Below are 20,703 nucleotides of genomic sequence, written 5' to 3'. Positions count from 1 at the left end.
TTCAGGTCGTGGGAAACCTGCAGATTACCATTTTTTCACGGGGAAATAGCCTGGTAGAAACTGAAGGCCGGCGGCATGGCGCTCCGGCCGGCGTAGCGCAACGCTGGCGCGCGCGTCAGCGGTGGCGCCCGACCGGCGCGGGCGCTTCCGGCTTCACGTGGCGCATGCCGTACCACAGGTGCTGCCACCAGTGCTCGCGCGAATGGACGGTCAGCAGGCATTGCTGGTCGATCTCGCCCTTGAAGATCGGATCCTGGCATTGCTTCGACACCAGCGCGTTGCGCTGGTTCTCGGCATTCACCAGCGCAACGGCAAGCCAGAACGCAAGGCCCGCGAGCACGACCACGAGGCACCAGGCCAGGTGGTTCCAATTGCTCGAGTCGAACAAGTGCTCCTCGTCCGGCTTGGACTTGTCGTAGATCTTGAGGATCTTGCCTTCGGCGTTGCTCATGCGCTGTTTCCGTACCTTTCGTGTCGCGGTGTCCGCGTTATTTCGACTTCGCCACCTTCGCGACCAGGGCGTCCATTACCTGCAGAGTCGCCTGGAACAATACGGGCTCGCTGGCGGCCTTGACGGAATTGTAGACGATCGAGGGCGCGGTCTGGTACTTGCCGTCGATGATGATGGTCGGCACGCCTTCAACCTTGTAGTCGGTGGTGATCTGCGGCAGGCGGTGCAGCTTCGTCATCACGCCGAACGAGTTCCACATGTCCAGGAATTTGGCGCGGTCGATGCCGTTCTTCGCCACCCAGTCGATGATCGCGGCGTCCGTGTTCAGGCGCAGGTGATCCACGTGCCAGGCCTTGAACACCTTCGGCTGGAATTCCTCGGCCTTGCCCATCGCTTCCAACGTCAGGTACAGGTGCGCTTCCGGATCGTTGGGGCCGGTGGCCGGCAGGTGGATTCGCTTGAACTGGATGTTGCCACCCTGCTTTTTGACCCACTGCTCGAGCGATGGTTCCAGCGCGTTGCAGTGCGGGCAGTGGTACATGAAGAATTCGATCACCTCGACCTTCTTGCCCGTCGTCTGCACCGGTTGCGGCTGAGCGAGCGTCACGTACTCGACACCGCTTTTCGGGTCGGTCGGCGAAGCGAAAGCGGTGCTGGCGGCGAGCGCGGTGGCGAGCAGGGCAAAACGCAGGGAACGCATAGATTTCCTTCTGGAGTTGGTTAAGCGAACGTCCGCGAGATTACCACTTTTTCGGACGTTCGCCTTAGCCGGGGCTTATTTATTGCATTTGCTTACGCGTAGTAACGGCTGCTTACGCATGCAGGTGGGCACGGGGTGCCCACCCTACGGCAGCGTCGATTCGTAGGGTGGGCACCCCGAGCCCACCATTGCCTCAGAAATCGTAACGCGCCGACAACTTCAGCTGGCGCCCGTCGCTCGGATAGATGCCGGCCTGGCACGCGAACGCATTGCTGAAGTAATGACGATCCGCCAGGTTCAGCCCCGTCGCGGCGACTTCCCACTGGCCCACCTTGACGGCGTAGCGTGCGTCGAACGTCGTGTACGACGGGATGCGCGCCGCGCAGCCGTTTGCGAAGTCGTTGCCGTAGCGCTGGCTGTCGACCCATTGCGCGCCCACGTCCGCCGACTGGCCATTGCCCGGCACCCAGGCCAGGCGCGCCGTCACGACGTTCTTCGGCACGAGCACCAGTTCGCGGCCCGCGTTCGAGCCCGCCGTGAAGTGGGCGATCACGTGCTGCGCGTGCGCGCTTGCGCGCCAGCCGGCGGCGATGACGGCTTCCGCGTCGAGCTCGAAACCCTTGCGCTCGGTCGGGTCGAGGTTCGTGTTCGCGCCCCAGCCGCCGTTCAACGTCGGATCGTAGAAGATCTCGTTGTTCAGGCGGTGGCGGAACACGCGCGCCGTCAACGTGCCGCTGTCGTCGCCCGGGATGTGGCGCAGCGTGGTGCCGACTTCGAGGTCGTGCGACGTCTGCGCCTTCAGGATGTCCGTCACCGGGTAGCGGTAGCTGTTCTCGTCCGCGTTCGCCACGCGATAGCTCTGCCCCGCCTTGGCGTACACGTCGACCTGCGGATGCACGCGGTAGCTGGCCTGCGCTTCCCACGCGTTCAGCGATTGCGAACGGTCTTCGGGCGCGGCGAACGCGAGCGCGTCGACGTAGTCCTTGTCGAAGGTCTCGTGGCGCGCGCCGACGGCGACGCGGCCCTCGTGCGCCGGGTCGAAGCGCAGTTCGTCGCGCACGTAGACGGCGCGGCCGGTCTGGCTCGCGTCCGCGCTCGAGTACGACGACGTCGTCTTGCGCTTCCAGCGCGTGACGTCGATGCCGCCCACCAGTTCGTTGACCATGCCGCCGACGTCGGACAGCCAGCGCGCACGCGGCGAGAACTGGTTCTGGCGGCTGTCGTACGCGCCCACCGACGTGAAGCTCGTCGACAGATAGTTCGACCGTACGTTGCGCTCGCGGTGCGACGCATCCAGCGCCAGGTCGACGGGGCCCAGGCGGTATTCGGCGAAGACGCTCGCGCGGTCCGTGTCGAGCGAACCGAAGTCCTTCGGCGTGTGGGTCTGGCGCGGGTCCGCGTCGAATTCGGCGAGGTTCAGCGAACCGGGGAAACGCGACTCCTGGCGCGCGCTCTCGACGTGGATGCCGGCGCGGCCTCCGGTGAAGCGCGTCTGCAGGTTCAGCGACGCCGTCGTCTGGTCGAAGTCGCTGTTGTGGCGGTAGTTGTTGCTGCCCTGGCGCGCGACTGCGATGTCGGCGCTGACGGGGCCTGCCGTCTGCGCCAGCGACGCGCGCACGTCGTGCTCGCGGAACGAACCTGCTTCGGCGAACACGGAGCCGTGCGGGCCGCCGGCCTGCGCGCGGCGCGTCGTGATCGTGATGACGCCACCGGTGGCGCCTTCGCCATACAGCACGCTGCCGCCGCCGCGCGTGATCTCGATGCGCTCGACCGTGTCGATCGGGATCGTCGACAGCACGGTGTTCGACAGCTCGTTCTCGTTCAGGCGCACGCCATCGACCATGATCACCATGTTCTGCGCGCTGTTGGCGCCGAAGCCGCGCAGGTCGAGCGCGAAATCGGGCGACGAATCGAGGCTCTGGCGGCCGAACACGCCGCCGACCTTGCGGATCGCGCTGTTGACGTCGTTGACGCCGGCGCGGCGGATGTCGTCCTGCGTGATGACGGTGGCGCCGATCGGACGCAGGCTTTCCACGCTGGGGAAGCGCGCGCCGGTGACGACGACGGTGGACGGGATGTCGTCCTGCGCGCACGCGGCGCCGGTGGACAGGGACAGGACGATGGCACAGGCCAGCGCGAGCGGCTTCATGGCCGGCGCGCCGCGGGTGGAGGCGGCAAGATTCATTGGATGTTCAGTCTTCGAGTTGGCACCGGCAAGCGTCCCCGCACGCCGGCGTACACAAAAGCGCGGCATGAAGCCGGCTTCCCCTGTCTGGCCGGTCTCCGGGCTCCAAGACGGACCGTCCCACCTTCCTATGCAAGCACAGTGGCTGTCGGGGCGGCCTGTCGCCGTGCGGCGACGCTTGTTTACCGTTGCGGGGGCAGCACACGTTCGCGCGTCGCCGGTGGCGAAGCGCATCGTGTTTCCCGTTTAACTGCACGCGCAGACGCGCATGCGGGCACCAGAACCCGAAGATTATAACTTGCCAACGCGGGCTCCGGCATAAATGCGTGGCGATGCGGCGCGGAACTCGCATATAGTGTGAGCACAAAAACAATGGGTGCCGGAGGTCTTGCATGAATCCGCGTTTCGCTTTGCCCGGGGGCGCTGGCGCCCACCGGGTCCGCCTCGGCATCGCCGCCGTCCTGCTGCTGGCGGGCGCCGTATTCGCCGCCGACCTCCTGCCCGGCGCGGCGCCCGTGCCGGCGCGGCCGCCTGCCGTCGCTGCGGCCGTGCCGCCAGCGCCGGACGGCATCGCACTCGCCGCGCCCGATGCGGCCGCCGTGCGCGTACCCAGCAGCCCCGATGCGTGGGGCGGCGCGCGCACAGGGCAGGAAGCGACACTGTCCGACCGCGTCGTCCACTACGACATCGCGGCCACGCTCGACCCGAACAAGCACACGGTCGCGGGCCGCGAGCGCCTCACGTGGCGCAACCGCAGCAACGTCGCCGTGAAGGCCGTCTACCTGCACCTGTACATGAACGCGTTCGACAGCGCGGGCAGCACCTATTTCACGGAGCGGCGCGAGCGCGACGGCACGTTCCGCTCCGGCGTCGACATCAAGGACGCGTGGGGCCACATCGATATGCGCCGCGTCGCGCAAGGCGGTGCCGCCGTGCCGTGGCGCTTCGTCCAGCCGGACAACGGCCCGGCGACCGATCACACGGTCGTGCGCCTCGACCTGCCGCAGGCGGTGGCGCCGGGCGCCACGACGACGCTCGACATCGACTTCCTCACGCAGCTGCCGCGCGTCGTCGCGCGCACCGGATATTTCGGCACGTTCCACCTCGTTGCCCAATGGTTCCCCAAGATCGGCGTACTGGAACTGCCGGGCGAGCGCGGAGCGACGTCGCCGCGCTGGAACGTGCACGAGTTCCACCTGAACTCCGAGTTCTACGCCGACTTCGGCAGCTACGACGTCGCGCTGACCGTCCCGCGCGGCTACACGGTGGGTGCGACGGGCGAGCTGCAAGGCCAGCCCGTCGACAAGGACGGCATGCGCACGTGGCGCTTCGCGCAGGGCGACGTCCACGACTTCGCCTGGACCGCGGACAGCCAGACGGCGAAGCCCGTCGTCGCCACGTGGTCCGGCCCCGGCAGCCCGCCCGTGACGGTGACCGTGCTGTACCCGCCCGAATTCGCGGCGAGCGCGGCGCCCGCGCTGAAGGCGGCACAAGAGGCGCTGACGTATTTCTCCACGACGTTGGGCCCCTACCCGTACAAGACGCTGACCATCGTGATCCCGCCGTACAACGCGGAGGAAGCGGGCGGCATGGAATACCCGACCTTCTTCACGGCGGAAGCGTATGCCGAGGTCGAACCGCGCACGGCGAACCAGTTCGCGCTCGCCTTCGTCACGATCCACGAATTCGGCCACGGCTATTTCTACGGCCTGCTCGCATCGAACGAATTCGAGGAACCGGTCCTGGACGAAGGCCTCAACGAATACTGGGACAACCGCATGATGCGCGACCAGGGCCAGCTCGCGTACATCGCGACGCCGCTGCTGCGCCGGCTCGGCTTCGCGCCCGGCTATCCCACGTTCGATGCCGAGCGCGCCGGCACACCGCGCCTCGATCCGGCCGACCCGCCCGGCGCCAACGCGTGGCACCGCCTGCAGGACATCGGCCCCGTGTACACGCGCACGGCCACGTTGATGCGCGACCTGGAAGCGCGCATCGGCCGGGCGCCGATCGAGCGGGCGTTCAAGGAATACTACCGGCGCTGGAAGTTCCGCCACCCGAGCGTGGCCGACCTGCGCGAAACGCTGGCCGAAGTGACGGGCCAGCGCGCCGTCGTCGAGGATGCGTTCGCGCGCCAGGTGTATGCCGTCGCGCGCGTCGACGATCGCATTGGCGACTTCACGAGCACGGAGCTGACCCCGCTGCCCGGCACGCGGCTGCGCGGTGGCGTGCGCGTCGAGGACAAGCCGGCCGACGTCGACAAGTCCATCGACGCGACGCGCACCCGCTGGCGCAAGGCGCATCCGCACGCGCCGGACGGCACCGGCCCGTATCCCTACCGCACGGAAGTCACGGTCGTGCGCCGCGGCGCGCCCGTCGCGCAGACGCTCGTCGTGACCTTCGCGGACGGCAGCACGGAGGCCGCGCGCTGGGATGCGGACGAACGCTGGCACAAGTTCACGTGGACGACAACGGCGCGCGCCGTCAAGGCGGAACTCGACCCGCAGCGACTGCACTACCTCGACGTCAGCAAGCTCGATGATGCCCGCACGCTCGATCCGGATGCCAGCGCGTCGCATCGCTGGGGCCTCGAATTCGCGGGCGTCGCCGAATACCTCCTCGCCCTGATCGCCACGTTATGACGACCGAATCCACCATCGCGTCCCCGTCCCTCGCCGCGCACGACACCGCCGTGCCCCGCCCGGCCGGCCTGCGCGCGCTGCTGCCCGCTGCGCGCGGCGCGCTGCAATGGCGCCTGCTGCTGTGGTGGGCGCTGCTCCTGCTGCTGCCGGCCGTCGTTGCCACCTTGCCCGTGTGGCAGTTGCTGGCCGCCGGCCTCGATCATTCGCCGTACGCGGCCAGGCTGGCCGAACGCCTCGACATGATCGCGTTCGCCGACCTCGTGACCACCGCGAAGGACCGCTATGCGCCGGCGCTGGGTGCGGGCGGCATCGTCGCGCTGTTGCTGACGTTGCTGGTCTCGCCGCTGCTGTCCGCAATGACGATCGCCGCCGCGCGCGCGCCGCAACGGCTCGGCATGGGCGGCCTGCTCACGGCCGGCGCGCACGATTACCCGCGGCTCGCGCGCATGCTCGTGTGGTCGGCCGTGCCGCTCGGCGCGGCCGCACTGCTGGCCGCCGGCGTGCACCGGCTGGCCGGCAGGTTTGCCGAGACGGCACTGCTCGAGAGCGGCGCGAACCGCGCTGCGCACCTTGCGCTGTTCGCGACCGTCGCGCTGGTGCTGCTGGCCCACGCCACGGTCGACGTCGGGCGCGCCGTGCTGGGCGCCGACCGCCGCCGCGGCTCCGCCGTTGCCGCGTGGTGGCGCGGCTGCGGGCTGCTGGCGCGGCGGCCGCTGGCGCTGCTGGGCACTTATCTCGTCGTCACGGCGATCGGCCTCGCGCTCGCGGCGCTGCTCGCGTTCGCGCGCACGCGCGTACCGGCGCTGGGCACGGCCGGTACCGTGGGCGCCGTCGTGCTGGCCCAGCTGGTGGTGCTCGTGATCGGATGGATGCGGGCGGTGCGCCTGTTCGCGCTGGTGGCGCTGATACGGTGAGTTGGTGGGCACGGGGTGCCCACCCTACGGCTTCCCGGCATGGTTCGGGGCGCGCCGTGCCAACGCGGCGACACGCAACCGATGATCCATCGTGTACGCGTGAAACGGTAACGCGTAGGGTGGGCACCCCGTGCCCACGCGGTGATACGTGACGGATGGTCCGTCGTACCCGATCCGGCCACCGCCAACGGTCGCCGCGCGGATCGGCTACCATGAACGTCCGATCGCCGTTTCGAAGGAGCTCCCATGACCCGCTTGCCCACCTATTTCGTCTCGCACGGCGGCGGCCCGTGGCCGTGGATGAAGGACCAGTACGGCCCCGCCTACGCGGAACTGGAAGCGTCGCTGGTCGACATCAAGCGCCAGGTCGGCGTGCGTCCGAACGCGGTGCTCGTCGTGACGAGCCACTGGGAGACGGACGCGTTCACCGTGTCGTCCGGCACGGCGCCCGGCATGATCTACGACTACGGCGGCTTCCCGCCGCACACGTACCAGATCCGCTACCCGGCACCGGGCCAGCCGCAACTGGCCGAGCGCGTCGCGCAATTGCTGAACGATGCGGGCCGGCCCGCCCGGCTGGACGCGGAACGGGGCTTCGACCACGGCACGTTCTCGATGCTGGCGCCGATCTATCCCGACGCCGACATGCCCGTCGTGCAGTTGTCGATCCGCCACGGCTACGACCCGGCCATCCACCTGGCCGCGGGCCGCGCGCTGGCGCCGCTGCGCGACGAGGGCGTGCTGATCCTCGGCAGCGGGCTGTCGTTCCACAACCTGCGCCAGTTCGGCCCGAGCGGCGCGCAGGCGTCGAAGGCGTTCGATGGGTGGCTGCAGCACGTGCTGCTGGAATTGCCGCCGGCCGAGCGCGAGCAGGCGCTGCTGAACTGGAGCGCGGCGCCGTCCGCGCGCGTGGCGCACCCGCGCGAGGATCACCTCGTGCCGCTGTGGGTGGCGCTGGGCGCGGCCGAGCAGGAGCCGGCCGCGTGCGTGTATCACGAGGACAGCTTCTTCGGGGCGTTGACGGTGTCGAGTTTCCGGTTCGGTGCAGCCGCCGCGTGACGGCACGGTGGGCACGTTTCATTTGAGGCCACCGGCCTCAAATGCCCACCCTACGATTCTCGATGCCGTAGGGTGGGCGGCCCCCGCCCACCGGACACCTGCGTGATGCTGGCGTGCGCGATGACTGAAGGCGGCAACGAACCCGCGCGCGATCAGGTACCGCGCTTCCCGCGCGCCGCCTCTTCCGCCTTGCGCGCCGCCTTCTCGGCCGCGATACGCGCCTTCTCTTCCATCTCGATGCGGTGCCGCTCGAGCGCCTCGGCGCGGCTCTGCGGCGTTTCCAGGCTGATGCGGCCCAGCGCGCCCTGGCGGTAATCCTGCAGCAGCACGTGCGCGGCCTTTTCGTAGTCGTAGTCGCCGCCGCGCACGCGGAACGCGCGGCGCTGCGCGACACCTTCGATCACGCCGAAGCCGTCCAGGCCCTCGGTCTTGACGCCGTAGCGTGCCGTGAGCAGTTGCGGATAACGCTGCAGCAGCAAGGTGCCGAGGAATTCCGCGACCTCTTCCTCGATCACGGCATTCGTGCCGATCGCGTGGCTGGCCGCCAGCATCAGGCCGTCGCTTTCCATCTCGATCTTCGGCCACAGCATGCCCGGCGTGTCGACGAGCACCGTGAACTTGTCCAGGTAGAGCTTCTGCTGGGACTTCGTGACGGCCGGCTCGTCCCCGACCTTCGCCACGCGCTTTTTCAACAGCGCGTTCATCAACGTGGACTTGCCCACGTTCGGGATGCCCATGATCATGATGCGCAGCGGCTTCGTCGGCACGCCCCGGTGCGGCGCCAGCGCCTTGCACAGGTCGGGGAGGCGCGCCACGTCGGACGGCTTCTTCGTCGTCATCGGGTACGCGGTGACGCCATCCTGCGCGTCGTACCACGCGGCCCAGGCCGCGGTGGCGGCGGGGTCGGCGAGGTCGGTCTTGTTCAGCACCTTCAGGCAGGGACGCTGGCGGAACTTGCGCAACTCCTCGACCATCGGATTGCTGCTCGCCTCGGGCAGGCGGGCGTCCAGGACCTCGATGACCACGTCCGTGTTTTCCATCTGTTCCGCGGCCTGCTTGCGGGCGGCGGCCATGTGGCCCGGGAACCATTGAATCGACATGCTAAACCTTCAAATCTGCGTGCAACCCTCTATTTTACGCTAGTTCAGGCGTATTGACGGACGCTGCGGGAACGAGGGCTCAACGTGTCGCGGGGATGCACTCGCTGGGTGGTGGCGGCGCGGCCGGGTCGAACGCGGCCAGGCGGGCCCGTGCTTCGCGCACGTCCTTGCCGTATTCCGTCAGGTAGCGCGACCGTTCCTCGCTCTCCCATTCGGCGTCGGAATAGCCTTTCGACGGGTGCGCCGCGGCCGTGAGCACCTTGCCCTGCAGGCGCGGCAGCAGCGCACGGTCGGGATCCGTATTTTCCTTCAGCAGGTAGCCGTCGACGTCGCGCAACGTCAGGGGTGCCACGGGCGCCTCGTCGCGCAGCAGCTTGCCGAACATCGCCAGCCTGACGTCGTTCGGGCCCGGACCCAGCACGTCGTTGAAGGTCAGCAGCGCGACCGGACGGCCGCGCGCATCGTCGACGCGGCCGTTGACGATGTAGCGGCCCGGGATGCGCACGTCGAGCGGCAGGTGGAACACGAGCGAGCCTTCCTCGACGGCTTCGCGCGGCGGCCCCGCCCACGTGCCCGGCAGCTCCGGCGTGTAGATGACGTCGAACTGCACGACGCCATTCTTGCCGCCCGCGTTGTAGCGCACTTCGGTGCGGATGGTGCCGTTGAACGACGCGAGGCCCGTCTGCGCGGGTGCGAGCACGCCGGCGAAGGCGCCATCATTCGGGACGGGGTCGGCGCCCGTGCCGTCGTCGACGAACGGGACGGACACCTGCGGCGTCGTGCGCGCGCCGCGGTACGTGATGCCTTCCGCAAGGGCCCGCGTGATCACGAGGGGCAGCGTGTTGCCGTCGGCGTCGACGGCGCGCAGCGAGAACGCCACCGATTCGCCCGACGCCATGTAGACGCGCGATTGCGACGTCTGCAGCTGGATGCGGCCATCGGTGCCTCCACCCTCCGCGCGCATCGCGTTCGTCGACGTGACCGGGTCGTTCGGGCGGTTCTGGTCCGGGTTCTCCGTCATCGGGCGCGACCCGACCGGGTACTGGCTCGCCGTACGGTAGCTGCAATAGGTGTGGTCGGTCAGCTGCACGTTCTCGACGAGCAGCCGGCGCTGGGCCGCGCGGTCGCCCGGCGGCGGCGGGCCGCCGGTCGGCACGGGCCCAAAGAAGTGCGGCGCGCCCGGCGCGGTGGACCGCGCGGTCGCCACCACGGGCGCGGGCGCGTCTCCCTGCATGGCGCTCCAGGCGAGCAGCGCCACGACGGCGACGGCCCCCGCGCCCAGCGCCAGCCCGCGCAGCCACGGCCGCGGCGGGCGGGACGGCCGCGGCGGACGCGGCCGGTCGGGCGGACCGCTAGAGGGCACTGTTCACCATTGCGTTGCGCACGACGGACACGATGCCTTCCCAGTTGCCGTTCGTGTAGTGGTTGTACGACTCGTTATCGTCGCGGAACGAGACGGAGTGATAGCTCCACTTCAGGCTGCCACCTTCGTTGGCCGCAGTGCCGAGCGTGAGGTCGTTGCAGAACCAGTCGCTGGGATTGCAGTACGAGCCGCCGGAACTGCCGGAAACGCCGCCCGAGCTGTGGTAGGCGACGGCCTCGTCATCCTGCCCGGGCAGGATGCCGGAATACGCCGTGCCCTTCGCGCCCGCGTACATGTAGAACCAGATGCCGCGCGTGTCGTTATGGTTGTACATGGCGCGCGCCGTCGTCGTCTTGAGGTCCTGCGTCAGCGGGTCGGAGACGGCCCACGAGCCGTAGTCGGCCAGTTCGGAACCGCCGCCCGCGCCGGATGCGGCGCGCACCCACTTGATGTTCCAGCCGGTCTGCGACGTGCCGTCGCTGTTGCCGCACACGCCCGACGCATTCGGCGCCGCGTTCTTCTTCTGGCGCGCCGAGCCGCCGTAGTTGGCGAGCGTGTAGCCCAGCATCAGGTCGCCCGCGCTGTGCGTCGCGATATAGCACCAGTTGCTGCCCGTGCAGAAGCAGTCGAGGGCGTCGCGGATGTGGTAGCTCTGCGAGGCGATGCTGTTGTAGCCGTCCCAGTTGACGGCCTTCTTGTTGACACCGGCCGCCGTGGATGCGGGGCCCCAGTACGTGAAGCTGTTGTAGTCGCCGATCGTGCCGCCGCCCGTGCGGCCGTTGATCCACAGCGTGTAGTTCGTCGCCGATGCCATGCCCGTGATCCCGAGCAGGCACAGCGCCATCAGCCAGCGCATCAGTTTCATCTCTCCTCCGTTGTCGTTATGTCGTCGTGCGGTTCGATGTTGCGGCTGCGGGCCGGGCTTGTGGCCGTGGCTCTGCAGCCGATCCAATGTAGGACCGCGAGAACGGAGTGTCAATTGCGGCAGGAGCCAAGCGGGTGGCTCCTGCCGCAACGGTGCGACGCGACAGTGGAGGCACGCGTCGCAGCGGAACACAGATGGTGGGCTCGGAGAGCCCACCCTACGTATAAGCCGCTGCCGTAGGGTGGGCACCCCGTGCCCACCATGCGCATACGCGGACAGCTAGTAGGCACTGTTCACCATCGCGCCGCGCACGACGGACACGATGCCCTCCCAATTACCGTTCGTGTAGTGGTTGTAGGACTCGCCGTCGTCGCGGAACGACACCGAGTGGTAACTCCACTTGGCACTGCCTCCCTGGTTGTTGCTGGTGCCGAGCGTCAGGTCGTTGCAGAACCAGTCGCTCGGGTTGCAGTAGGCCCCACCGGAACTGCCCGACACGCCGCCCGAGCTGTGGTAGGCGACGACCTCGTCGTCCTGGCCGGGCAGGATGGCGGAATAGGCCGCGCCGCGGGCGCCCGCGTACATGTAGAACCAGATGCCGCGCGTGACGTTGTGGTTGTACATGGCGCGCGCCGTCGTCGTCTTGAGGTCCTGCGTGAGCGGGTCGGACACGGCCCACGAGCCGTAGTCGGCGAGTTCCGAGCCGCCGGCCGCGCCGGCCGCGGCGCGCACCCACTTGATGTTCCACCCGGTCTGCGACGTGCCGTCGCTGTTGCCGCATATGCCCGACGAATTCGGCGCCGCGTTCTTCTTCATGCGCGCCGAGCCGCCGTAGTTGGCCAGCACGTAGCCCAGCATCAGGTCGCCCGCGCTGTGTGTCGCGATATAGCACCAGTTATTGCCGGTACAGAAGCAGTCGAGGGCGTAACGGATGCGGTAGTTCTGCGAGGCAATGCTGTTGTAGCCGTCCCAGTTGACGGCCTTCTTGTTGACACCGGCCGCCGTCGATGCGGGGCCCCAGTACGTGAAGCTGTCGTAGTTGCCGATCGTGCCGCCGCCGTTGCGGCCGTTGATCCACAGCGTGTAGTTCGTCGCCGATGCCAGTCCCGTGATCGCGAGCAGGCACAGCGCTATCAGCCAGCGCATCAGTTTCATCTCTCCCTCCGTCTCCGCCGTATCGTTGCAAACGTCGTCTGGTTCGATGTTGCCGCTGCTTTCCGTGCTTGCGGGCAGGATGGCAGGCATGGACCTGCAGCCGATCCAATGTATGGCGGCGGGATGGAGGTGTCAATTGTCGAGCGGGCCGGAACGGTGCCGCCCGGACGACAAAACAACTCGGCCGTGCGCGCTGTGCTAGTCGAGGTCGGCGAGCGCCTTGACGTGCGCGACGACGCTGCGGCCCAGCGCCGACAGCGCATAGCCACCCTCGAGGCAGCTGACGATGCGCCCGCCCGCGTACAGGCGCGCGACGTCGGCGACCCGGTGCGTGATCCACGCATAATCCGCCTCGACGAGCGCCATGTTCCCCATGTCGTCTTCCTTGTGGGCGTCGAAGCCGGCCGAGATGAAGATCATCTGCGGACGGAAGGCATGCAGCGCCGGCAGCCATTGCTCGGCGACGATCTTGCGCACGACGTCGCCGCCGCTGTACGCGGGCACGGGCACGTTGACGCTGGTGGCCGTGATGGGCTCCGGCGCCGTGTACGGATAGAACGGGTGCTGGAAGAAGCTGGCCATCAGCACGCGCGGGTCGTCCTTGAACGACTCGGCCGTGCCGTTGCCGTGGTGGACGTCGAAGTCGATGATGGCGACCCGTTCGAGCCCGTGCACGTCGAGCGCGCGGCGGGCGGCGATGGCGACGTTGTTGAACAGGCAGAAGCCCATCGCCTCCGATGGCCGCGCATGGTGACCGGGCGGGCGCACGGCGCAGAACGCGTTATTGATCGTGCCCGCGACGACGGCATCCGTCGCGGCGACGGCGGCGCCCGCGGCGCGCAGGGCGGCGCGGTAGCTGTCCTTGCACAGCAAGGTGTCGCCGTCGAGCGGATACCGTTCGCCCGGCACTGTCGGCAGGTTGGCGCGCACGCGGTCGAGCGCTTCCTGCGTGTGGTTGCGCAGAATGTCGGCCTCGTCTGCGAGAGGCGCGCTGGCGCGCTCGACGAGACCGTCCAGGCGCGCGAGGATCAACTGGTCCTCGATGGCGCGCAGGCGCTCGGGGCATTCGGGATGCCAGCTGCCCATCTCGTGCAGGGAGCAGTCCGGGTGGCTGTAAATGGCTGTGCTCATGGTCGTGGTTGCGCGTGGCGCTCATCCGTGACACGTGCCCGCCCGTTCTCGCATAGAATCGATGGGAAAGGCAGGCGACGCAGGCATACGGATGGCTAACAGCGCTAATCTACCACGCCTGCCCGCCCTGCCGCCCGAACGACCACCGGAAGCCATCCATGTTCAACAAATTGCATGCCGCCGCGCGCCAGGTCAGCCAGATCGTGGTCGGCAAGGACCAGCAGGTCCGCCTCGCCGTCGCCTGCCTGCTGGCCGGTGGTCACCTGCTCATCGACGACGTCCCCGGCGTCGGCAAGACGACTTTGGCGCACGCGCTGGCACTGTCGCTGGGCCTGAAGTTCAACCGTGTCCAGTTCACGAGCGACCTGCTGCCGGCCGACGTCGCAGGCATCTCCGTGTACGAGCGCGAAAAGAACGGCTTCGTGTTCCACCCGGGGCCGATCTTCACCCAGGTGCTGCTCGCCGACGAGATCAACCGCGCGACCCCGAAGACGCAATCCGGCCTGCTGGAAGCGATGGAAGAACGCCAGGTCACGGCGGACGGCGTCACCCGTGCGCTGCCGGAGCCGTTCTTCGTCATCGCGACGCAGAACCCGGCGCACCAGGTCGGCACGTTCCCCCTGCCGGAATCGCAGCTGGACCGCTTCCTGATGTGCCTGTCGCTGGGCTATCCGGACCCCGCCGCCGAGCGCGCCCTGCTGATGGGCGAAGACCGGCGCGCCATGCTGAAGACGATCGAACCCGTGATGCGGCCGGAAGAACTCGTGGATGCCCAGCGCTCGCTGCGCGCGATCCACGCGTCCGCCGCGCTCGTCGACTACCTCCAGGCGCTGGCGCAGGCGTCGCGTTCGGGCAAGCTGTTCGCGGAAGGGCTGTCGCCGCGCGCCGTGCTGGCGCTGCTGCAGGCCGCGCGCGCCTGGGCCGCGCTGGAAGGCCGCGACCACGTGATCCCGGAAGACGTGCAGACGCTGCTCGTGCCCGTGTGCGCGCACCGCCTGCGGCCCCTGCGGTCGGCGCAGGGCGTGGCGATGGCGAGCCGCGACCTCGTCCTCCAACTGCAGAAATTGGTCCCCGTATGACATGGCACACGCAGCCGGCACGATGACGCGACCGCGCGGATGGCTGGACCGCAAGCGCGCCCTGTGGCGTGCGCGCGCGACGGCGCGCGACGCGGGCAGCGTGTTCCTCAGCCAGCGGCGCGTGTACATCCTGCCCACGCGCGCCGGGCTCGGCTTTGCCGCGCTGCTGCTCGTGCTGCTGGTCGGCTCCGTCAACTACAGCCTCGGCCTCGGCTTCGGCCTCACGTTCGTCGCCGGCGCCTGCGCCGTCATCGACATGGTGCAGACGACACGCAACCTGGCCGGCCTCGTGTTGAGCCCCGGCCGCGCGCCAGCCGTGTTCGCGGGCGAGGACGCGCCGTTCGAGCTGCGCGTCGACAATCCCACACGCCTCGCCCGCTACGCCGTCTGGATCGATTTCGAACACGTCGCCGAACCGCGCCAGGCCGTCGACGTCGCGGACGGCGCCAGCACGGCGCTCGTGCTGCGCGCGCCCACGCGGGCGCGCGGGTGGATGCGGGCGCCGCGCGTGCGCCTGTCCACGCAATTCCCGCTGGGCCTGTTCCGCGCGTGGAGCTGGTGGCAGCCGGACAGCCGCGCCCTCGTCTACCCCTTCCCCGAACAGGACGCCCCGCCGTTGCCGATGCTGGGCCGGCCCAGTCCGGACGGCGCGGGCAGCACGGGCAGCGACGATTTCGCGGGCGTGCGCGCCTACCAGCCGGGCGACGCGCTGCGCCACCTCGCTTGGCGCCAGATCGCGCGGCTCGACCCGGCGCTGGGCGGGCCGCTCGTCACCAAGCATTTCGAGGGCGGCACCGTCGACGACCTCGAGCTCGACTTCGATGCACTGCCGCCGCACCTCGACGTCGAACTGCGGCTCGCGCGCATGACCCGCTGGGTGCTGGAAGCGGAGCAGCGCGCGCTGCCGTACGCGTTCCGCCTCGGCCGCATCCGCTACGACACGAGCCTCGGCACGGCGCACGAAGCCGCGTGCCTGCGCGCGCTGGCGCTGTACGGCATCGCGGAGGACGCGCCATGAGGCTCGCGTTGCCGGCGCCGCTGTCGCGCGACAAGCAGGACACGCTCCTGCTCGTCGCCGCGAGCCTGCTCGTGCTGGTGCCGCATGCGGCCCACCTGCCCGCGTGGGTCAGCGCGCTGTGTGGCGCGACGCTGTCCTGGCGCGCCGGCGTCACCTTGCTGGGCCGGCGGCTGCCGTCGAACCTCGTCCTCGTGCCGCTGGCGGCGGCCGCGATGGCGGGCGTGCTGCGCGAGTACCACACGCTGCTGGGGCGCGACGCGGGGGTCGCCATGCTCGTGCTGCTCGTCGCGTTCAAGATGCTGGAGATGCATGCGCGGCGCGACCTGTTCGTCGTCGTGTTCCTCTGCTATTTCCTCGTGCTGACGAATTTCTTTTATTCGCAGTCGATCCCGACCGCGATGCTGATGCTCGCGTCCATCGTCGCGCTGCTGGCCACGCAGCTGTCGTTCCAGCTGACGGGCGCCGTCCCGCCGCTGCGCACGCGCCTGTGGATGGGTGCGAAGGTGCTTGCGCTCGCCCTGCCGCTGGCCGGCGCCGCGTTCGTGCTGTTTCCCCGCATCGAAGGCCCGCTGTGGGGCATGCCGGACGATGCGCACGCGGCCAGGACCGGCCTGTCCGACAACATGGCGCCCGGCCAGATGTCGGACCTGGCGCAGTCGGAAGACGTCGCGTTCCGCGTGAAATTCGACGGTCCGGTGCCGCCGCAACCGCAGCTGTACTGGCGCGGTCCCGTGCTGGGCGACTACGACGGCCGCACCTGGACGCGCGTGAGGCCGGCGCGGCACGCGCAGCCGCTGTCGCTGTCCGTGGGCGGCAAGCCGGTCGGTTACGAAGTCACGCTGGAGCCGTCGAACACGCGCTGGCTGTTCGCACTCGAGATGCCGCGCGCGCTGCCCGAACTGCCCGGCCGCGGCGTCGCCCTGTCGGACGAGCTAGAATTCCAGGCGCTCGCGCCGGTCTCGGACCGCGTGCGCTACCGCCTCGCGTCCTACGTCCACTACAGCCTGCAGCCGGACACGGCGACCGTCGACGGACAGTGGCTGAGCCTGCCCTACGGCGTCGATCCGCGCGCCCGCGCGGCCGGCCAGGCGCTGGCGGCCGAGCCCGATCCGGCGCGCCGCGTGGCGGCCGTACTGCGCCAGTTTGCGCGCGACGGCTTCGTCTACACCTTGCGGCCGCCGCTGCTGCCGGGCCCCGACTCCATCGACGATTTCCTGTACGGCACGCGGGCCGGCTTTTGCGAGCACTACGCGGGCGCGTTCGTGTTCCTGATGCGTGCGGCCGGCGTGCCGGCGCGCGTCGTGACGGGCTACCAGGGCGGCGACCTGAATCCCATCGACGGCTACCTGACCGTGCGCCAGTCGGATGCCCACGCCTGGGCCGAAGTGTGGCTGCCGCGCCGCGGCTGGGTGCGGATCGACCCGACGGCCGCCGTGGCGCCGGGACGCGTACAGCACAGCCTGGCGCGCGCGCTGCCGCCGATGGCGCCGTTCGGCCTCGACGGCCTGGCCGGGCTGCTGCAGCCCGATCCCGGCTCGCTGCTGGGCCGCATCCGCTACGCGATCGGCGCCGTCAACAATGGCTGGAACCAGTGGGTGCTGAATTACACGCCGCAGCGCCAGCAGCGCCTCGTCGACCGCTTGCAGGAAGGATTGTCCCATTGGCAAAGCCTGGCGCTGATCGCCATGCTCTGTGCGCTGTTGTTCCTGGTAAAAAAATTCTCGCAGCGGCGAAAAGCCGACCCGGTCGATGCGCTATACTCGGTGCTGTGCCAGCGCCTCGGCCAGCTGGGCCTGCCGCGCGCGCCGGACGAAGGTCCGACCGCGTACGCAGACCGCCTCGATGGCGCCGGCCTGGCGCCGGAACCGAGCGCGGCGGCGACAGAATTCCTGCGCCGGTACAGCGCTTACCGCTACGGACCGCAGAGTCCAGGCACCGGCCTCGTTCCCATCCTGAGAGATTTGCTGTCCCGAGTTCGATGAAATCCTTCGTTCCACTGCTGCTAGCCCTGGCCATCGGCGCCGGGGGAGCGGCGGATGCGGTCGCCGCGTCCTCGTTGCACCATGCCCATGCCGCCAAGGCGAAATCCACCAAGGCCGGCAAGACTGGCAAGACCGCCAAGACAAGGACGTCGCGCAAAGCCGCCAAGGCCGTCGCCGCGCCGCCCCGCCCGGCCATCGACTACGACGGCGAGGCCGTCAACTTCGGCGAGTGGCAGGCCGTGCGCGAGTTCGAGGACGAGATGGTGACGCGCAACGGCTTCGACCGCGCGTACATCGAGGACGTCGTCAAACGCGCGCGCTTCCTCGATTCGGCCGTCCAACTCGTGAAACCGGCCCCGCCGGGCAAGCCGAAGAACTGGCGCGCGTACAGCGACCGCTTCATCGAACCGATCCGCGTCAATGCGGGCGTGCGCTTCTGGAACGAGAACGCGGACACCCTCGCGCGCGCGGAGGCCACGTATGGCGTGCCGGCCGAGATCATCGTCGGCATCCTCGGCGTCGAAACGATCTACGGGCGCGACACGGGGCGCTTCCGCATCGTCGACGTGCTGACCACCCTCGCCTTCGCGTATCCGGAAGCGCCAAACCGGCAAGACCGCATGGCGTTCTTCCGCGGCGAGCTGGAAAGCACCCTGCTATTGGCCCGCAAGGAACACATCGATCCGTTTTCTCTGCTGGGCTCGTTTGCGGGCGCCGTCGGCATGCCGCAGTTCATGCCGAGCAGTATCCTGAAGTACGGCGTGGACTTCGATGGCGACGGGCTCGTCGACTTGCGCGGCTCCGCGCAGGATGCAATCGGCAGCGTCGCGAACTTCCTCGTCCAGCACGGCTGGGATCGCAACAGCACGGGCCCGGCCGTCTTCCCGGCCGACGTGGCACCCAGCCTCGCGTGGCAAGGGCTCGTGGGCGGCTTGGAAGCGCGCTACCGTCCGGCCGACCTGGACAGCGCCGGCGTTGCCACGCGCACGACGTTGCCGGACGGACGGCTGTACGGTCTCGTCGATTTACAAAACGGCGGCGACCCGACGGAGTATTGGGTAGTGAATGCTAACTTTTTTGCTATCACTAAATACAACCGCAGTTATTTCTATGCCATGTCCGTCGTCGAACTGGGCCGCGCGGTCCGTTTGGCGCGCGCAATGTAGTGCTCAGAGCAACAACTTTGTATCAGTTTGTAACAGCATTGTCATAAATACGGTCGAGTTCATGACGCCGTGACAATGCTATACTCCCCCGGGGTATCGCCGTTTCCGCTTAACAGTTCTTCTAGGAAACAGCCGCTTGCCCCGATACCCCCTCACAAGTTGTCATTCCACCACTCAATTCCTAATCGTGCGTCGACGCATCGATAATTGCTTTACACTTAAGTTTAAATAAAAAACAATTATCTACGCCGTGAGTTTGTGAGAGAATTGCATTGAGGCTATTGTTGTGATTGAACAACGGACCCAACAAAAGCCCCGGATTTTATTGCTCTTAAGTACTAAATTTGAAATTAGTTGTATAATTTAGTAGACACTTTCACATCCCGACGGATCTGGACGTGCGCCGTGAGCCCCTGACGAACCCTCATAGGAATTGAATCATGACGAACCAAGTCGGTATCGATATGAACAGCGATTCGGAAAACGACGAACTGCTGCAATACAACCCGAATCGCCTGCTCGACACGCTGATCGAGAACCTGCGCCTGAAGAACGACGCAGCGCTGTCGCGCGCACTGGAAGTCGCGCCGCCGGTGATCTCGAAGATCCGCCACCACCGCCTGCCCGTCGGCGCCTCGCTGCTGATCCGCATGCACGAAGTGTCGGACCTGTCGATCCGCGACCTGCGCTACCTGATGGGCGACCGCCGTGCCAAGTTCCGCATCAGCGACAAGCAGTTCAAGCCGAAAGACAAAGACAGCGCAGGTGGCGCCGGCGCCGAGCAATGATCTGCGCCAACCCGGACGGCGGCCATTGACGCCGCCGCACCGGAGCGAGATGTACCCGCATTAATGCGGCTAGAAAAACCCAGCGCCACACCCCGCGCCGGGCACACGATCAGGCGGGGAACACGCCGGTCGACAAATAACGATCGCCGCGGTCGCAGACGATGAACACGATCGTCGCATTCTCGACCGTCTGCGAAATACGCAACGCGATTTCGCAGGCGCCGGCCGCGGAAATACCGCAGAAAATGCCCTCTTCGGCCGCCAGGCGGCGCGCCATCTGTTCGGCCGCGGCTTGCGTCACGCTTTCCACCTGGTCGATGCGCGACTTGTCGAAGATCTTCGGCAGGTAGGCTTCCGGCCACTTGCGGATGCCGGGGATCGACGAGCCCTCTTCCGGCTGCGCGCCGATGATGCGGATGCCCTCGTTCTGTTCCTTCAGGTAGCGCGACACGCCCATGATGGTACCGGTCGTCCCCATCGCGCTGACGAAGTGCGTGACGCGGCCTTCCGTGTCACGCCAGATTTCCGGCCCCGTCGTCGCGTAGTGGGCGCGCGGATTGTCCTGGTTGCCGAACTGGTCGAGGATGATGCCCTGGCCGTCGCGCTGCATCTGCTCGGCCAGGTCGCGCGCGTATTCCATGCCGCCCGTCTTCGGCGTGAGGATGATCTGGGCGCCGTACGCGGCCATGCTCTGGCGGCGCTCGACCGACAGGTTGTCCGGCATCAGCAGCACCATCTTGTAGCCGCGGATCGCGGCCGCCATCGCCAGCGCGATGCCCGTGTTGCCGCTCGTCGCTTCGATCAGCGTGTCGCCGGGCTTGATCTGGCCGCGCGCCTCGGCGCCACGCAGCATCGACATCGCCGCGCGGTCCTTCACGGAGCCCGCCGGGTTATTGCCTTCGAGCTTGCCGAGGATGACGTTGTTGCGGGCCGCCGCTTCCGGCCCGGGGATGCGTACCAGTTGCACCAGCGGGGTATTGCCGATCGTGTCTTCGATGGTCTTGTATGCCATTGCCTACTCTTTTGCGAACGCGAAAGCGCCATTCTAATCCGACTTGGATCGGCGCGTACGGGACGGGGTCGGGGTGCGCCGGCCCGGCAAAGA

General features: G+C 68.1%; 17 protein-coding genes and 1 riboswitch. Of the genes, 8 read left to right on the top strand and 9 right to left on the bottom strand.

Translation table 11 applies throughout. The features are described from left to right. Positions 1-115: 115 nt before the first annotated feature. From HAV22_RS14745 to HAV22_RS14735, 3 genes are all read right to left on the bottom strand, one after another. The gene (locus HAV22_RS14745) at positions 116-451 is read right to left on the bottom strand and encodes a hypothetical protein (RefSeq protein WP_166859839.1); all 336 of its coding nucleotides are present in this window, start codon (positions 449-451) and stop codon (positions 116-118) included. A 37-nt stretch (positions 452-488) separates the two neighbouring features. Further along, positions 489-1,151 (bottom strand): thiol:disulfide interchange protein DsbA/DsbL, encoded by a 663-nt coding sequence (locus tag HAV22_RS14740; protein WP_166859838.1) that lies wholly within the window; start codon positions 1,149-1,151, stop codon positions 489-491. Between the two features lie 193 nt (positions 1,152-1,344). After that, positions 1,345-3,336 carry a TonB-dependent receptor family protein gene (locus HAV22_RS14735; RefSeq protein WP_166859837.1) on the bottom strand — a complete coding sequence of 664 codons (1,992 nt, stop codon included), beginning with the start codon at positions 3,334-3,336 and terminating at the stop codon, positions 1,345-1,347. 72 nt (positions 3,337-3,408) lie between these two features. Then, positions 3,409-3,633, bottom strand: a riboswitch (cobalamin riboswitch). Between the two features lie 95 nt (positions 3,634-3,728). Between HAV22_RS14735 and HAV22_RS14730 the strand changes: the two genes are divergently transcribed. The 3 genes from HAV22_RS14730 (at position 3,729) to HAV22_RS14720 (ending at position 7,951) form a co-directional block, all read left to right on the top strand. Next, positions 3,729-5,978: a M1 family metallopeptidase gene (locus HAV22_RS14730; RefSeq protein WP_166859836.1), complete on the top strand. Its 2,250-nt coding sequence runs from the start codon at positions 3,729-3,731 to the stop codon at positions 5,976-5,978. Continuing rightward, positions 5,975-6,892 carry a hypothetical protein gene (locus HAV22_RS14725; protein ID WP_166859835.1) on the top strand — a complete coding sequence of 306 codons (918 nt, stop codon included), beginning with the start codon at positions 5,975-5,977 and terminating at the stop codon, positions 6,890-6,892. The genes HAV22_RS14730 and HAV22_RS14725 overlap by 4 nt, the downstream gene beginning before the upstream one ends. Positions 6,893-7,138: 246 nt before the next feature. Beyond that, the gene (locus HAV22_RS14720; RefSeq protein ID WP_166859834.1) at positions 7,139-7,951 is read left to right on the top strand and encodes a DODA-type extradiol aromatic ring-opening family dioxygenase; all 813 of its coding nucleotides are present in this window, start codon (positions 7,139-7,141) and stop codon (positions 7,949-7,951) included. A gap of 152 nt (positions 7,952-8,103) precedes the next feature. Here HAV22_RS14720 and ylqF read toward each other — a convergent pair whose 3' ends face one another. The 5 genes from ylqF to HAV22_RS14695 form a co-directional block, all read right to left on the bottom strand. Continuing rightward, positions 8,104-9,051 (bottom strand): ribosome biogenesis GTPase YlqF, encoded by a 948-nt coding sequence (ylqF, locus tag HAV22_RS14715; protein ID WP_166859833.1) that lies wholly within the window; start codon positions 9,049-9,051, stop codon positions 8,104-8,106. Between the two features lie 79 nt (positions 9,052-9,130). Next, positions 9,131-10,414 (bottom strand): choice-of-anchor X domain-containing protein, encoded by a 1,284-nt coding sequence (locus HAV22_RS14710; protein WP_166859832.1) that lies wholly within the window; start codon positions 10,412-10,414, stop codon positions 9,131-9,133. Beyond that, positions 10,404-11,279 carry a hypothetical protein gene (locus tag HAV22_RS14705; RefSeq protein WP_208296199.1) on the bottom strand — a complete coding sequence of 292 codons (876 nt, stop codon included), beginning with the start codon at positions 11,277-11,279 and terminating at the stop codon, positions 10,404-10,406. The genes HAV22_RS14710 and HAV22_RS14705 overlap by 11 nt, the downstream gene beginning before the upstream one ends. Before the next feature lie 279 nt (positions 11,280-11,558). Beyond that, positions 11,559-12,434: a hypothetical protein gene (locus HAV22_RS14700; RefSeq protein WP_208296198.1), complete on the bottom strand. Its 876-nt coding sequence runs from the start codon at positions 12,432-12,434 to the stop codon at positions 11,559-11,561. A gap of 198 nt (positions 12,435-12,632) precedes the next feature. Continuing rightward, positions 12,633-13,565 (bottom strand): histone deacetylase family protein, encoded by a 933-nt coding sequence (locus tag HAV22_RS14695; RefSeq protein ID WP_166859831.1) that lies wholly within the window; start codon positions 13,563-13,565, stop codon positions 12,633-12,635. A gap of 158 nt (positions 13,566-13,723) precedes the next feature. Here HAV22_RS14695 and HAV22_RS14690 point away from each other — a divergent pair, with 158 nt between their 5' ends. The 5 genes from HAV22_RS14690 to HAV22_RS14670 all read left to right on the top strand — a co-directional run bounded on the left by HAV22_RS14690 (position 13,724) and on the right by HAV22_RS14670 (position 19,598). Then, the gene (locus HAV22_RS14690; protein ID WP_166859830.1) at positions 13,724-14,644 is read left to right on the top strand and encodes an AAA family ATPase; all 921 of its coding nucleotides are present in this window, start codon (positions 13,724-13,726) and stop codon (positions 14,642-14,644) included. 22 nt (positions 14,645-14,666) lie between these two features. Beyond that, the gene (locus HAV22_RS14685; protein ID WP_229421241.1) at positions 14,667-15,662 is read left to right on the top strand and encodes a DUF58 domain-containing protein; all 996 of its coding nucleotides are present in this window, start codon (positions 14,667-14,669) and stop codon (positions 15,660-15,662) included. Beyond that, positions 15,659-17,644 (top strand): transglutaminase TgpA family protein, encoded by a 1,986-nt coding sequence (locus tag HAV22_RS14680; protein WP_166859828.1) that lies wholly within the window; start codon positions 15,659-15,661, stop codon positions 17,642-17,644. The genes HAV22_RS14685 and HAV22_RS14680 overlap by 4 nt, the downstream gene beginning before the upstream one ends. Next, positions 17,641-18,810 carry a lytic murein transglycosylase B gene (mltB, locus tag HAV22_RS14675; RefSeq protein ID WP_166859827.1) on the top strand — a complete coding sequence of 390 codons (1,170 nt, stop codon included), beginning with the start codon at positions 17,641-17,643 and terminating at the stop codon, positions 18,808-18,810. Before HAV22_RS14680 ends, mltB begins: the two co-directional genes overlap by 4 nt. Before the next feature lie 440 nt (positions 18,811-19,250). Beyond that, positions 19,251-19,598 carry a hypothetical protein gene (locus HAV22_RS14670; protein WP_166859826.1) on the top strand — a complete coding sequence of 116 codons (348 nt, stop codon included), beginning with the start codon at positions 19,251-19,253 and terminating at the stop codon, positions 19,596-19,598. Positions 19,599-19,707: 109 nt separating this feature from the next. Here the strand turns inward: HAV22_RS14670 and cysM are convergent, their stop codons facing one another. Then, positions 19,708-20,610: a cysteine synthase CysM gene (cysM, locus tag HAV22_RS14665; RefSeq protein WP_166859825.1), complete on the bottom strand. Its 903-nt coding sequence runs from the start codon at positions 20,608-20,610 to the stop codon at positions 19,708-19,710. Between the last annotated feature and the right edge of the window lie 93 nt (positions 20,611-20,703).

Source organism: Telluria antibiotica, from assembly GCF_011682055.1.
Taxonomy (GTDB): domain Bacteria; phylum Pseudomonadota; class Gammaproteobacteria; order Burkholderiales; family Burkholderiaceae_D; genus Telluria; species Telluria antibiotica.
Note: the sequence above shows the minus strand (reverse complement) of the source record. Positions and strands in the feature narration are given on the sequence as shown.